11 protein-coding genes are annotated in these 14,775 nt (G+C 67.1%); 2 read left to right on the forward strand and 9 right to left on the reverse strand.

From position 1 onward, the window contains the following. From A6A27_RS30345 to A6A27_RS30380, 8 genes are all read right to left on the reverse strand, one after another. Nucleotides 1-679 (reverse strand): hypothetical protein (locus A6A27_RS30345; RefSeq protein WP_143194250.1); only part of this gene is annotated, 679 nt, incomplete at its 3' end. Beyond that, entirely contained in the window at nt 676-4,245 is a 3,570-nt protein-coding gene (locus tag A6A27_RS30350) for a hypothetical protein (protein ID WP_206745066.1), read from the reverse strand. The genes A6A27_RS30345 and A6A27_RS30350, both read right to left, overlap by 4 nt. A gap of 469 nt (nt 4,246-4,714) precedes the next feature. Further along, nucleotides 4,715-5,923, reverse strand: a complete 1,209-nt coding sequence (fxlM, locus tag A6A27_RS30355; protein WP_073838074.1) for a methyltransferase, FxLD system — start codon at nt 5,921-5,923, stop codon at nt 4,715-4,717. A 301-nt stretch (nt 5,924-6,224) separates the two neighbouring features. Continuing rightward, nucleotides 6,225-7,082 carry a tetratricopeptide repeat protein gene (locus A6A27_RS30360; protein WP_143194252.1) on the reverse strand — a complete coding sequence of 286 codons (858 nt, stop codon included), beginning with the start codon at nt 7,080-7,082 and terminating at the stop codon, nt 6,225-6,227. 340 nt (nt 7,083-7,422) lie between these two features. Beyond that, nucleotides 7,423-8,064 carry a GNAT family N-acetyltransferase gene (locus A6A27_RS30365; RefSeq protein ID WP_241825525.1) on the reverse strand — a complete coding sequence of 214 codons (642 nt, stop codon included), beginning with the start codon at nt 8,062-8,064 and terminating at the stop codon, nt 7,423-7,425. Nucleotides 8,065-8,098: 34 nt separating this feature from the next. Continuing rightward, nucleotides 8,099-8,773: a GOLPH3/VPS74 family protein gene (locus tag A6A27_RS30370; protein ID WP_073838077.1), complete on the reverse strand. Its 675-nt coding sequence runs from the start codon at nt 8,771-8,773 to the stop codon at nt 8,099-8,101. A gap of 10 nt (nt 8,774-8,783) precedes the next feature. Then, complete coding sequence (locus tag A6A27_RS30375; RefSeq protein WP_443190017.1) at nt 8,784-9,794, reverse strand: acetamidase/formamidase family protein; 1,011 nt, start codon at nt 9,792-9,794, stop codon at nt 8,784-8,786. Continuing rightward, a complete protein-coding gene (locus A6A27_RS30380) occupies nt 9,794-11,200 on the reverse strand; it encodes an APC family permease (protein WP_073838079.1) in 1,407 nt (468 codons plus the stop codon). The genes A6A27_RS30375 and A6A27_RS30380 overlap by 1 nt, the downstream gene beginning before the upstream one ends. Before the next feature lie 354 nt (nt 11,201-11,554). Between A6A27_RS30380 and A6A27_RS30385 the strand changes: the two genes are divergently transcribed. Next, on the forward strand, nt 11,555-12,811 hold the full coding sequence (locus tag A6A27_RS30385) for a helix-turn-helix domain-containing protein (protein ID WP_073838080.1): 1,257 nt from the start codon (nt 11,555-11,557) through the stop codon (nt 12,809-12,811). After that, nucleotides 12,808-13,689 carry a phosphotransferase enzyme family protein gene (locus tag A6A27_RS30390; protein ID WP_073838081.1) on the forward strand — a complete coding sequence of 294 codons (882 nt, stop codon included), beginning with the start codon at nt 12,808-12,810 and terminating at the stop codon, nt 13,687-13,689. Before A6A27_RS30385 ends, A6A27_RS30390 begins: the two co-directional genes overlap by 4 nt. 6 nt (nt 13,690-13,695) lie before the next feature. Here A6A27_RS30390 and A6A27_RS47760 read toward each other — a convergent pair whose 3' ends face one another. After that, on the reverse strand, nt 13,696-14,616 hold the full coding sequence (locus tag A6A27_RS47760; RefSeq protein ID WP_073838082.1) for a phosphotransferase: 921 nt from the start codon (nt 14,614-14,616) through the stop codon (nt 13,696-13,698). Between the last annotated feature and the right edge of the window lie 159 nt (nt 14,617-14,775).

The raw sequence follows: 14,775 nt of genomic DNA on the forward strand, positions 1-14,775 counted from the left end.
ATGTGATCACCCGGTTACACAACACTCTCTCAGGGGGGAGGGTCGTACCGGCTAGATGCTCGGTTGGTGTGCGGGTCCAGCGTTTCAGCACCGAACGCGCGGCTGTGTCTAACAATTCGAAGGCGGTCCGCTGCTCCGTGGTGCCTGCGGCCGCGAGATAGTCGCGGGCGTGGCGGGTGAACGCCTCGACGAGTGTTGCGTGTACTGGCGCGTCCTGGCACCAGCGCTGGACTGTCTCTGCCGCGAACGGAGTCCGGGCCACCAGTGCGAGGTGAGTGACCAACGCGAGAACGACACCTGCGGGTTCGTGGTTGGGGTCGGCTAGAACAGTGTTGTCCATACCGACGAGCAATTCCAGCACGGCGTCAACGGTGGGCGCTGCCTCACGGATCGTGAACCATAGCTGGTCGATCAGTATAGAGCGCACCACGGGGTGCTGCTCGCTGAGCGCCAACTCACCGATTGCGGACGCTTGCTGATCCGCGGTGGCGTCGGGGTTCAGCGCGTGCGCGGCGCGGACCGCGTGCATCCGGACCAAGGGGTTAGGGTCGTAAAGGCCCATGGCAACCCCACCGGCGAGCGCCGGCGCGGCGTCGCTGGCACGCCACTGTGTTCGTTGAAGCAGGGCGGCCAGTCCCCCCACCCCTGTGTCACGCATGTCGGAGATCCAGTAGGTCATGTGTGAAGTTCCCCGGCTTGTGGGCTGCCTGCGGCGGCGGTGAGCACGGCCAGGACGCGCTCCCCGAGCGGAGTGCTAGGCAGGGTCTGGGGAGCGGATGCGAGAACCTGGGCAGCCCGAGCCAGTAATAGCGACAGTTCCGCGGGCACTGGCGGGTGGGCAGAAAATGCAATGTCGGCTGCGATGAACAGCGGGGCGAGTCTCCGCTCAGCGGCGGGCCGGTCGTCCGCGCCGCCGGTCACGCGGTTCAGTTCCTCGTCGAGTGCAAGGGCCGCGTCGGTTACCGCCGGCGACAGCGCCTTTCCTCGAGGGCCGAGACGGTCGATGATCGAATGATGTCCGAATGTTGCAGTCGGGCGAGGCCGTGGCAGGGGCCGGGGAGGTCCGTCAGGCCCGAGTTCTGTCAATCTGCTGGTGAGACTTGCCGAGGTGATCGTCTCAGGGCTCAAGATTCCGATCAGTGCGTCCTTCACGTTTTGCGGCCTGCCGTTGGCGTCCGCGAGCGTGTGGGCGCGTAGCACTGCGGCCTCCAAACGGGCCGCCAGCGAGGGCTCACTGCTGGCGAGTTCGGTAAGCAGCGCGGCGGAAGACACGTGAGTGTCAGGGTGGATCAGCAGTGCCCCCGATTCCAAAGCGGGCAGCAGCAGGCGGGCCAGGGCTGCGGTGTCACTGCTCGATGACATCAGCGCCTGCCAGCCCGTAGTGTCGTGCAGACGGCTGACGAGGATCGCGACCACGCGGGCCGCGTCGCCCGGATCACTGTGACTGAGGGCAGCGCTGAGCGCTGTGGCGATGGTGGCCCCCTCGTCCCCACGCCCGACCAACGAAATGTCCCGGCCCCAGCCCAACCATCCGGTGATGCCGCCCGGGATCGACAGTGGCCACGGCTCGTTCGCCTGCGGCGGGTGCCCGTCATCAAGCATGTCGCAGAAGATCTCGGCGGCCAGCAGCAGGTCAGCGCTACACAGGTGTTCAAACGACCGGCTGAGCCGATAGATGCTGTGCAAGGCCTGGTCTCGGCGTGACTGAGTCAGGGAGAGCAACGCTCCACCGACGAAGTCGACCTGCTCGTCGCGGGTCTCGGTGAACTTCAAAATGGTGGCGGCAAGGCGCCGGGCCAGGTCACGGTCGTGTTCAGCGGCAGGAACGACAGTGTCAGCGAGCCAGATCAACACGGTTCCGCCCCAGGCATCCAGTACCGAATTGTCGTCGAGGAGCCGGATGACGGCGTCACGGGTGGCACCTACCGCGATCGTTTGTGGCAATAAGCGGGCGACCGCGCGGACCATGCGTTCGCGCTGCTGGGGTTCAGTGCGGCAACTGTCGAGCAGCGAGGCCAGAGCGCTGCCCCGGTCGTCCGCACCGGGGTCGCCGAGGCACAAGGGCGTTCGCCGGTGCAGGGCCGCCAGTAGATTGATGGCCAGCGCCGCGTCTTCGTGAGAGGTGTCGGCGTTCGCCGCGAGATGACGAGCGAGGCGAGCCAGCGGTGGCACCGACGGTCTCACGTCGGCCAGCAGTGCGGTTGTCTGCAGCGCTCCAGTAACCTGCCTGATGAACTCCTGGCGGGGCGAGAATCCGCCGGTCTGGTCCGGGGAGCCTCGCTCGGGTGCCAGGGCGGCGAGGTCGTCTGCGGCGCGGATCAGCTGCAGTAGCCGCGCCGCGAACGCGAGCGACGCGAGGACGTGTCGTGAGCCGGCAAGTTTCAGGCACAACGGCCAGAATGCGCCGGTGTTTCGATCAGCCCACAGCAGCTCTACCAGCATCTCGAAGCTGGGCCGGACAACCAGTGGGAGCGACGGATCCGTGTCGAGCAGATCGAGCAGGCGCTCGGGTGTGACCGGGTCATGCAGCAGATACAGCGCGGCAGCGAAGTCGAACAGGATGTTGTGCGCGTACGACACGACCCGCCGGCCGGTGGCCGGCCCGCTGCCCTCGGCGGAGAGAACGCCCGCACTGAACAGCTCTTCGAGCGCGGCGCCGTCCGCTGCGGCGACGGTCGGCTCGGCCTCGACCACCCGTAGCTTGCGCGTGGTGACCATCTCTCGACATAACCGAGTCAGCAGCGCCTCACGCCCGGTGCGGTTATGGTCTTGGACCCGCCAACGCCATAGCGCGATCATGAGGCCGACGCGGGTCCGGACGGTGTGCAGCTGCGCGGGGCGGTCACCGGATAACGAATTGGCGAGCCGGGCGACCAGACTCAGGTTGAACGGGTTGCGCAGCAGTCTACGCAGCTCGGTGGACGATTCCATGAGCGCCGATGCGATCGGCAGCACGGTCGCTACCTCGCCAAGCTCAGTTTCGGTGAAATCACTCACCCGCAGGTGGCGGACATCGGGAAGTTGCTGATCCACCTCGCCCGGCTCCTCCGACACCGGTTTGCCGGCGAAGACAGCCCGTAGCTGGCTGCTGTTGCGCACGTCGAAGGTGCGCACCGTCGCCGCGACCTGCCAGCGTGATCCCGCGAGGGCTGCCACCGTCGTGCTGAGCGTCTCTCGATCTTCCGCTCCGCGCAGAGCATCGACCCCGTCGACAACCAGCAGCGCCGCCGGCCCGGTCCAGGACCGCAGCACCACGGTTAACGGCGCGCTCAGGGCGATCCGGTTGGCGCCCGCAATGTCCGAGGCACGCAGAACCACGACCTGCTGTGACACTGAACGCAACGTAGCGAGTTCCTGCGTCACTGCGGATTTACCCGCGCCGGCGTCGCCGATGACCAGTACATTCCCGTCGCCGGCTGCGGCCAGGCGGGTGGCGCCGGAGCGGGGGATGTACAGGCCGCCAGCAACGGGCAGCACGGCCTCGGAGCGCAGCGTCCGCAGGTTCACTTCGGACAAGTCACGTAGCCGCGCGATGTCGGCGGTGTACCGGGCCGGCGGCGTCAGGTGGATGCGCTCGTATGACAACGCGACGCCGAGCGCCGCCCGGTCGCGCCAGGATCGCCCAATGGCTGCAGCCTGGCCCTGCGCGACGAGCACGGGCCACGCGGTACGGGCTTCGGCGTTGCTGTCCAGGACCGTCGACAACTCGGCGACCGCAGCGGATTGGCTAGCTCCACCCTCGTCGAGGTCGAGGACGAGGACCCGCAGAGCCCGCAGCAGACCACGTACCTGCTCGTCGTCCGGCTCAATGGCCTTGCAGATCTTCCAGAGCCTCCGAATGTGCGCCTCCACAACGCGGAACGCGGCGTTTTGCTCCTCAGTCAGCTCATGTCCGAGTGGCGTTCCGGGCGGCTGGGATCCGGTTCGGGTGAGTGCTGCTGGCAGGTGGACCCGGACGGACGCCGGTGCGGCGCCGTCGGTGCACAGCACAAGTGCGTCGCGCTGCGGATCGACCGGACGGCTGGTCCCGTCATTGACGGCAAGTTGTCCCTGCAGGTACTGCTGGACAACCTGCTCCAGCGCCTTGCCGAGCGGACTGTTCGCCGCAGTCCCCAGCGGCATCGATGCCTTGACTTGGATCAGCGCGTAGTTGTCAGCGTCGGTACGGGCAACAACATCGTCCAGGTGGTGGCCGGTCTGGGCGCCTACATGCATGACCGTGCCTGCCAGGAAGTCCGCTGCCATCAGCGGCCGCTCCGCGATCACAGCTACGGCCACCCATGCAAACACAAGGTTCTGCAACTCGACACCGGCAGCCCCTGCAGCGCCTCCGGCCGAGGCAGCGGAAGTCCGTCGATTGCGCGCCGGCGGATCTGCGCCGGCAGAGTCACCCGGCGACTGCGACGCAAGTCCGGAGTCCGGCACCTATGTCCCTCCTGGGAACCGTCAAGCTCACAGACCAGTCGGTGGAATTCACACCGCAGGGCGGGGGCTCACTTCACAGCCAATCAGAATATCCACTCGACTGGCCGACCATTACCTGGGGTTGGGCTGCCCTTCGCAGCCAGGGTCGCCGAGGGACGTGCTCCGGCGCTGTCCGGTCGGGTGCCGGCGATACCACCGTTACCGCGTGGAGGGGCCTGCGGGCATGGCCGAGGTCCAGTCGGCCGCAGGGCTCCCCCACCGTGGTCGCTGAGGGGAGCGCCGAAGTCTCCTACGGCCAGGCGACGGCGAGGACGCCGTGTCGCTTGGTGCTGTGCCACCCGGTCAGGCCGCTGGTATCGGCGGTGTTCGGGTGGTAGGTGATGCGGGCAGCACCGCGCCGGTAGTAGCAGTCCGCCCAGGTGCGGATCATGGCGAGCAGCTCGCTGGCGACCTGCTCGGCTTCCGGCCCGTGGGCGATGACGCCGGTCTCGTAGCCGCTGACGGTCTGCGGATTCTCCCGCTTGATGCGATAGGCGAAGCTGCCGCCGCGCATGAGCGCCGGGGTGCCGTTGCGTACCGTGCGGTTGACCACGCCCTGGTCGATCGCGGCGTGCGCGGCGTGCAGCATCGGCAGTTCCGGCCCGCTGGTCAGCAGGTACAGCTCCAGCTCGTCGGGCATGTCGAACGGCGTGCCCGACCAGCTCTGCATCGGCTTGGTGTTGAGCGCCTTGCGCAGCGCCGGCACGTCGGAGGTGAGACTGCTGTTCTGATCGAGGCGCAGACCGACGTCGGGGGTGACCGGGATCAGCTGCTCACTGGCGGCGCCGTGGCCCTGGATCGGCACGAACGAGCCGAGCCGGTAGTTGCTGGCCTTCAGCACCGACATGCCGGGGGCGCGGTCGAAGGCGACCAGGCGGGTGATCCCGGCAAAGCGCAGCGGCACGACGATCCGGCCGTCCGGGGTGAGCTGATCGAGCCAGGCGGGCGGGATGTCCCACGCCCCGACCGTGACCATGATCCGGTCATACGGCGCGTGCTGTGCCACGCCGTGCTCGGCGTCGGCGAGCACGACGTTGACCTGCTCGTACCCGGCCCGGCGCAGGCCGGCGCGGGCACGGTCCACGACGTCGGCATCGATGTCCACGGTCGTCACCGAACCGGTCGGCCCGACCACCTCCGCGATCAGGGCGGCGTTGTATCCGCCCGAGCCGATCTCCAGCACGTTCATGCCCGGCCGCACCTCGGCCAGTTCGAGCTGGATGGCCTGAATGTGCGAGGCCGAGACCACGCTGGTCTGACGCCCAGTAGCGTCGATCTTGGGAACCAAGGTGGTGTTCGTCTGATACACCTTTTCCAGCGGCTCGCCGGGCGCGAAGTCATGGCGGGGCACAGTGTGCATGGCCGCGGCCACGCTGTCGGTGGTGATCAGACCCTCGTCACGCAGTGTGGCCACCATGGCCTGACGGAGAGTGGCGGCGGCGTCAACTCGCAGTGTCATCGCAGTCCTTGTGGTGGGAATCTGTCGGCTGTACAAGCCCTACTTCGCCCATGGGACGCCGCGCTGGTTGATGCGGTATTCGCTCGGCGCAATAGAGTCCCGCGTTGTGCGGCGGCGCCGACATCACTCTCCTTCCGGGTGGGATAGCGGGTTGTTGTCACCTGGTCCGGCGAGCAGGGTTGAGAGCGAAGCTCAGCTGGTCATGGGCCAGGAGATGGTGACGATGCCGAGACGCTGAGGGCACCGGTCTTGCTTGCGTGTGCGGACACGGTCGGGATCTCCTGGAATAGGCGGGGGGTAGTCAGGCGTCTTGGTGCTTGTGCCCCTTGGCGGCGCAGTCCTGCCATATGTGTGTCAGGTGTTGTGTCATGCGGGCCGTGGCGGGATGGCCGGGGTGTTCGCGCCGGTGGGTGGCGATGGTGTCGGCGAGCAGGGCGCGCGCCGCCTGGCAGTGGCCGAGGGCGTGTAGGACGAGAGCGGTGGTGGCGTGGGTGGCGAGGGTTCGATGGGCGTGCGGCCCGGCGGTAGCGGCGAAGTGTTCGCCGAGTTGCCGATAGAGGTGGTAGGCGCGTTGGTGGTGTCCGGCATGCCGATACACGACGGCCTGGAGGTGGAGGGCGTGAACGCTCCGCGGGTGGCCGGGCCCGTGGATGTGGATCGTGCTGTGGTGGGCGTAGGTGGCCCAGGCGATGGCGTCGGCGGGGTGGCCGAGGCGGAGTTGCAGTTCGGCCAGAAGGTTGGCGGCTTCGGCGTGCAGGGGGTCGGCGGGCGCGGTGGCGGGGTCGACGCCGGTGAGGCTGTCGTGCAGGAGCTGCCGGGCGCGCAGCGGCTCGGTGTGGGCGAGGTTGCGGGCAGCGGCGATGCGCTGTCCACGTTCGGCGTCGAACCGGCCGGGTCCGGTAACAGGGGTGGCTCGCCAGGTGAGGGCGATATCGCCGGGAGTGGCGCCGACGGTGATGCGGGCGAGGATCCGGTGGGCGTGGGCGGCGGCCAGCTGCGGGGGTGTCGGCGCAGTGGTCGAGGGGATGGCCCGAGCCGCGTGTCGCAGGATGGTTCGACCGACCGTGTGGGCGATGGCTGCGGCATCGACCGGCCGCGGCCGGCAATCCTGCTGGCACTGGTAGCCCTGTCCAGAGTCGTGCAGCTGCGCGTAGGCCATCGGTTGGTGGCAGAACCTGCAGTGCAGCAGTCCCGGCGGCAGGTACATATCTCGCGAGTCGGCGGCCGACCTGCTCGGGTGGAGTGGGACTGGGGCGGTGGCTTTGGTGACCCATTTCTGGACCAGGCGTGGGTCGAGGCCCATTTGACGGGCGACCGTGGTGACGGCGCCGTATGCCCTGATAGTGCGGGCATCCGCGACACGCTGGACGACGGCGTCGATGAGTTCCGGAGGGTATCTACGAGGGAAGGCCATGATCCGCGGTATCGGTTGGGGACGAGTGTGGTCAGCCGCCGTTGGTGTCACCGGCTTGGTCCGTTTGGTGACGAGGGCGCTGGGGCTACGCATGAAAGCCCTGCCAGCGGTTGTCGACCGGGCGGCTGGTGTTGATCGGCAGGCCGCTGCTGCTGCTGTGAGCGTTGCGACGTACCGGACGCAAGGTCGGGCCGTTGGGCAGGGTGATCGGTGGTCGCGGTGTGTAGCCGTAGCGCGCGAACAGGTGCTCCCCTTCTGCAGGGACGGCAGCCCAGGACGGTAGGCCAATGCTGTCGAGTCGGCTGCGGTGATAGGTAAGCAGCGCGGTGCCGTAACCGGCCTTCTGAGCATCAGGACGCACGGCGAGGAACGCGAGGTGGTAATGCGGTTCGGTGGGCTGTTTCAGCGATAGCAGGCTGTCCAGCAGGTCGAACCGGTCGGCGTGGCTCCCGGCGGCGTCGGTGAGGCGGATACGGTAGTTGGCCGGTGGTGGGATGGGCCGGTAGCGGTGGAAGCCGACGGTGGCGGCGGTGAGATCGTCGGTGAGGTGGATGTCGCCGAAGAACATCGCGTGCTCCACCCAGATCCCAACCACGTCGGTCAGCACCTGGTGCCGCTGTTGCGGGTCGGGCACCAGCCACGCGGCGAGCGGGCTGGAAAGCAGGGCGTCGGCGATCAGCGCGGCGACCAGGTCCTTGTCTGTCCAGCGGGCGGCGCGGATACGCACGGCAGTCTCCATCGGATGGGTACCTCGGGTTGGGTCATCGGTAGGTGGCGGTGGCGAGGTCGCCGACCGCGGCGTCGACGGCGGCGGTGATGTCCCGCACCGACCGATGGTGCTGCGCGGCGATTGCCTTCAGCCGTTCTGTGAGGGTGGCCGTGTCGCCGTCGAGGTAGAGGTGGCTGGTCAGGCCGAGGGTGGCGACCAGGCCGGCGAGGGCGGCGGTGTGGTTGTCGGGTTGCTCGCGGCCTTGCGCGAGGTACCGCAGGCGGGCCCGGGCGACGATCGCCCACTTGCTGTCAGTCGCCGTGTAGATATCGGTGCGGGCGAGGCCGCCGAGGCGCCGGCGTGTGCTGTGGCGGAGGATCCCGGCGGCGACGAGACCTGCGCGGGTGCGCTCGTACAGGTCGTCGGCGAAGTCACGCAGGAACGCCTTCACCGGTGGGGCGGTGCGCCCATGGCGGATGGCGGCGATGGCGGTGTCGGCGATCAGGTCGCCGACTGGTTGGTCGGTGTGTAGGCGCAGCCACCGTTCGCCGGCTGGGCGGTCGTCGTTTGGGTCGAGGGCGATCCGTCCGGCGAGGAAGATGTCGATCAGGACGGCGCCTGCGAGCCCGAGTGCCAATGCTTGCCGGTGGATGTGCGGCTGGCCGATGTCGTCGTTGTGGCCGAGCAGGAACAGCTCATCCCGCAGCGGCAGTCGAGGAAGGGTCATGGCGCCGCCCCTAACCCAGCCCTGGGACGAGCTGCCGCAGCCGGCTGTGCACCCCGCTGTAGGCGGGTTCCGGTGATGGCAGTAGCGCCTTGTCGACGGCGGCGAGGACGGTGTAGTTGGGGTCGCACACGTTGCCGATCGGCGCCCGCCCGGCCTGGGAGACGAGCTGGTACGCGTCGAGCGTCTCCAGCCCGGTCAGGGCCTGCGCCCAGCCGACAAGGTCGGTGTGGGCGATGCGGTAGGCGTCCTCGAGTGGGCGTGCGCAGCCGATCGCCATGATCGACGTGTCGGTTTCCAGACGTGGCCACATGGTCGGCGCGCCTTTGATGAGTTCGATGGTGAGGGTTGTGGTGGTGGCGATCTCGACGCCGACGCCGCAGGCTTCGCCTTCGCCTTGGCGGGCGTGGCCGTCGCCGAGGGCGAGCATCGCCCCGTGCATGTTCACCCCCAGGTACAGGGTGGTGCCGGTCCGGAGGTGCGGTGTGTCGAGGTTCCCGCCGTGGCGGTCGGGGACGATGGTGGAGCGGGCTTCGAAGCCGCCGGGGGCGACTCCGATGGTGCCGATCATCGGCTCCAGGGGCAGGTCGATGGTGTGGTCGGTTTCGGTGGCCTGGAACCGCACGGTCCCGGCCTGCCGGTCGATGCCGTACACCCATACCCGCTCCTCAAGCGGTGGCTGGAGGGTGGCGGTGTGGGAGGTTGAGGTGAGGGCACCGAAGTGCGGGAACGTCGAGGACACGCCCCAGTCCCGGGCGGGTGTGATGGAGATGAGGTGGATGGCGAGGGTGTCGCCGGGTTCGGCGTCTTCGACGAAGAACGGTCCGGACACGGGGTTGAGGTAGGGCATGCGGCACACCTGCGACGGCAGATCCGCCGGCCCTCGCACGAGCCCGCCGAAGCAGTCCTCCGTGAACGCCTCGAGTACGTCCCCGGAGCGCAGGTGTGCGACCGGCATCCGGCCGCCGAAGGTGTAGGCCAGCTCGTCTCGCGCCGGGCGGTAGGTGACCTTGTCCATGGCCATCACACCCGCTCCACGTCACGCTGCTGCGGCTGCGCGGGTGCCATGCCGGAGAGCACCGGTCGGCGTCCCGACAGGTACAGGCCGGCGAGGACGAGGACGCCGAGGGCGAGCCAGGCCAGGCCGAGCCGCTGGGCGGCGATGTTGGCGTTGACCACCACGTAGGCGAGGATCGCGAACCCGACCGCGGGCATCACCAGATGCGCCCACCAGTTCCCGCTCCGGGCTCGGATGAGGTGGTGCACGACCACGGAGCCGTGCAGGACCAGGAACGCGACCATCGCCCCGAAGTTGATCAACGACGACAACACGGTGATCCCATCCGCCCGGGTCGCCATGTACAGGCCCAGGGCGAGGGACACGACGCCGGTGAGCAGGGTGGCGTTGATCGGCACGCTGCAGCGGATCGACACCTTCGCCAGGAACGCGGGCAGCTGCCGGTCCCGGGCCATCGCGTACAGCAGCCGTGAGGTGGCGACCTGGGCGACCATCGAGTTCGGCAACCCCCAGGCGACTGCTGTCGCCACCGCACACAGGGTCGCCAGCCAGCTCCCGCCTGCGGCCTGGGCGGCGTCGTAGAATGCGGTGCCGTTTGGGTCACCGTCGGTCAGCAGCGCGTCGGGGTTGGGGACGAGCATCGCGGCCAGCCACGTCTGGGCGACGAACAACACCCCCGCCAGCACCAGGACTGCGGCCATAGCTCGGCCGATCTGCCGAGCCCCACCCTTGGCCTCCTCAGCCAGCATCGAGATGCCGTCGAAGCCCAGAAAGCTAAGCACGGCGATCGACACCGCTCCCGCGACAACGGACCAGGTGAACGTGTCCGGGTTGTAGAACGCCTCCCAGCTGAAGCGGCACTTCCCAGAGGCGACGGCCCAGCCGGCGACGGCGATGAAGATTGCTAGGACGATCAGCTCGCCGACCAGCATGACCCGGGTGACCACCGCGGTCATGCGGATCCCGACCGAGTTGACGACCGTGTTGACCGCGACAAACCCGAGCAGCCACACCCACACCGGCACCCCGGGCACAGTGGCGTGCATCGCCACCGACGCCACCAGATACAGCAGGCCCGGCACGAGGACGTAGTCGAGCAGGATCACCCACCCGGCGAGGAAGCCGACCGGTGGGCTGATGCCCCGACCGGCGTAGTTGTAGACGCTGCCCGACATTGGAAACGCCCGGACCATCTGCGCGTACGAGAAAGCCGTGAACACCAGCGCCAACACACCGATCGCGTACGCCAGAGCCACCATGCCACCGGAGCCGGCGTACACGCTGCCGAAGATCGCCATCGGCGCGATCGGCACCATATACACGAGCCCATAGGACAGCAGGTCCCGGAACCGGAGCTGGCGCGCCAACTCCTGCCGGTAGCCATATCGCGCTAGGTCATCCTGGTGGTTCATGAGAACGCCTCCCGGGAGGGGTCTAGAGAGGTCAGGCAGACTGAGGCTGCACGCGAGGTCGCTCGACCCCTGCTCAGCCAAGATCTGTCGCCCTGGCCATCTGGGCACGTCACGTCACCAGACGGCCTTCGGAAGACACGTACTGGCGCGTGCATCCACACACATTCACAGCGCTGCCGCTCGCGCATCAGCCCTCGCTGAGGGTTCATGCTGGACCCTCACCGACCCAAGTGGTATGTCTCTTTTCTGCCTGGACATCCGAGACACCGTGAGCACCGCCGTGAATCGGGCAGTCTCATCGGTCGATGCGCACGTACGCTACGTAGCAAGGGTGGAACGCTGGGGAGGTGAGCCGTGGCTGTCTCGCGACGGCATGACGAGAGTTGGTGGCGGCAGGCCACCTTCGAGGGGCATCCGGTCGCGTCCGCTCTTCGAGATCACGACATCTCGCTGCTCTTCCGCTTCCTGCGCTCCCAGGGCTACTCCCGGTCGCACCTGGCGGGGTGTACCGGGCTTGCCGAAACCAGGGTCCGTGCGATCTCCAACGGAAGTCAGCAGGTGACCGCGTACGAGGTACTTGAGCGGATCGCGGAAGGTCTTGGCATCCCGCGGCACATGATGGGACTCGCCTTCGACGACGTGTCACCAGCTGCAAGTAACGCCAACGATCACACCCCTCCGCTGTTTGCCGACAGCCTTCCGGAGGTGGTCACTCCCGAAGAGGTCGAGCAGATCGACAGCCTTTCCTCGCTGCTGACGTCCTGGGATTTCGCCCACGGCGGCGGGAGTGCCCGACGGGCCGCTGAGGCGCATCTACGGTGGAGCGCCGGCCTACTGCGCCAGCGTCGTGCTGACGGTCTAGCTTCCGATCTCTTCTCCGCCGTCGCGCGCCTCGGTGCCGTCACCGGCTTCATGAACTTCGATGCCGACAACCAGCCCCGTGCACAGAAAATCTTCGAGTTCTCGTGGGAGTGTGCGGTAACCGCCGGCAATGTTCATCTTCAAGCGAAGCTGCTGTCCCACCGAGCTCGGCAGGCAATCTGGTGCGGATCACCGACAGAGGGCCTCCAACTACTCGACACGGCTCTCCGCTTCCGGGGCCTGACCCCGGCAGAGAGGGCGATGCTGCACACAGGCCGGGCGAGGGCGTTGGCCAGGATGGGCCTGAGCGCGGAGACGGTGGCTGCCGTCGCCGCAGCCGACGAGGCCTTCGATCACGTCGGGTCGGAGCCGGAGCGTCCGTGGATGACGTACTACGACCGAGCCCAGCATCTCGGCGACACCGGTCACGCACTGTTCGGTATCGCTACGAGCGGTCATGCTGCTGAAGAAGCGGTCCGGCGCCTGCGAGCGGCAGTTGAAGGACACGGCGACGCCTATGCTCGTTCGACGGTCCAGTCCGCAGTCAAGCTTGCCTCGCTTCTGATGGTCAGCGGCGAGTTCGCCGAGGCAGCTGAGCTTGGGATCAGGACCGTCCGCGACATCGACGGCCTGAAGTCAGCTCGCGTGGCCGAAGGGCTCAGAGAGCTCGTCCGTGTCTCGGTGAGCCGCCGCGGAGCGCCTGCAGTTGCGGAACTTTGTGAAGCGATCCTCGAGACGAACTACGCGTGAGTACCGCAACTTACGACGCTGTCCGTGCTGCTTGCGAGCAGGTTGGGCTCGACACGACCGGCCTGGAGCTGATCCGTGAGGGGGAGAATACCGTCTGGGCGGTGAACGCCGAGACAATCGCCAAGGTCGGCAGGCCCGGCTCCGTTGAGCACTCATCTCGTCAGGTGAGAGTGGCGCAGTGGCTGCGCACAGCCGCGGTTCCAAGCGTCTCGCTCGCCGAGGTCAACCCTCAACCAGTCGTTGTCGGTGACATACCGGTGGTCTTTTGGCGCCGGCTTCCACCTCACCAACCGGGTCACGTGGTGGATGTAGCGCGTCTCCTGCGCCAACTGCATGACCTCGATCCGCCGACGGACTTAGGGTTGCCCGAACTCGATCCGTTCGTTCGGCTGCCGGAGCGCGTCTCCGGAAGCAACGTGATCGATCTTGCGCGACGGGATTGGATCCTGCGGCGCATCGACGATCTGCGCGTCGAATGGGAACTGCTGCCGGACGGGCTTCCGCAGTCTGTGATCCACGGGGATGCCTGGGTTGGAAACGTGGCGGTTGATGTCAACGGGACGGCGGTTCTGCTGGACCTGGAACGCTTCTCGATAGGTCCACCCGAGTGGGATCTGGTGTCAACAGCGATCAAGCTGGGATCCTTCTTTTGGATCCGGCGTGAGGAGTACAAGCGGTTCATCGACGTATACGGCAGTGACGTCACCTACTGGCCCGGCTACACGCTCATGCGTGACACTCGAGAACTGCGCATGGCAACGTTTCTGGTGCAGCGCGCCGGCCAGGACCCGAGGCTCACCCGCGAGGCGTTGTACCGGATCGACTGTCTGCGAGGGCTGCACGGCGTGCGTCCATGGCGGTGGACCCCAAGCCTGTAGCCGCGCCTATCCCGGCAGCCAGCGGCGGGGCAGTCCAGGATCGAGCAGCGTGGCTATCCGGTGCTGAACGTCCCGGATCAGATCGGGCTCAAACGGCAGCCTTGAGGCTAGCCAGCATGTTCGACGAAATTGCGCGATATCCACGAGAAGGTCTAACTCGTGACCTTGCTGCGGATCGCCTCCGTATTCGCGCCAGAAATCTGACGCCTCAACCGGGGAAAGCCATCCCACCCGCTCGGAGGCGACGACGTACGCGATATCCCACTCACACGGCCCGAGACAGGTGTCTTCGAAGTCGAGGAGGTGCCCAACTCCACCCGACATCAAGACGTTGCCCCGGTGGGCGTCTCCGTGGATCACAGCAGACACTCGATGAGGCCAATCTGACCGCTCCCATCGATCGGCGAGACGGTGCCAGTGCCGCTCAAGATTATTCCTGTCTTCAAACGGCAGGTTCGCGGCCCGAATTTGCGATGCGACCCGAGACCAAGGGTCGAGAATCGGTAGTCGTGGCCATGGAGGACGCTGGTCATGCAACTGCCTCAGAGCCCTCCCCAGATCTCCTGCCGTGGCCGTGCCCTCTGCTTCGATATAGCGCCACCAGGTAAAGACTCGACCGTCTATGACTTCCAACTGAGCCAAGCCAGGAAGCTGCGCAGCCTGGATGGAGGGAACGCCCCGTGATGTCAGCCACTCTGCAACATCTAGCTCATTCACCAAGCGATCATGAAACGCAACGTCAATACCCACTCGCGCTACGAGACCGAGTCTCGGGATAGCCACCATGGCGTTGTCGGCAGGTGGTCGCAGCAGCGCAATCCCGTCAGTGCAGTAACCCGCCCCGGCAACCACCTGGGTCACCAGCCCGACAGCCTGGTCGCCACTCAGCCCGCGCCTAGACGACCATGGACGATCCTGGACCTCCATGAGACCAGGCTATGCGGGTCAGGTTGTGACCACCATCCGCAAGATCGTCGCCTTCGACGGCGACCTCCTCCGGCCAGTCGCGCTGGGGGGTACATCATGGACCCTCATCAAGAGCTGACGCAGGCCGCTCAGGGCTTGAGATCCTACTGCCAGCCGATC

It is taken from the genome of Micromonospora sp. CB01531, from assembly GCF_001905095.1.
In the GTDB taxonomy this organism is placed as follows: Bacteria; Actinomycetota; Actinomycetes; order Mycobacteriales; family Micromonosporaceae; genus Micromonospora.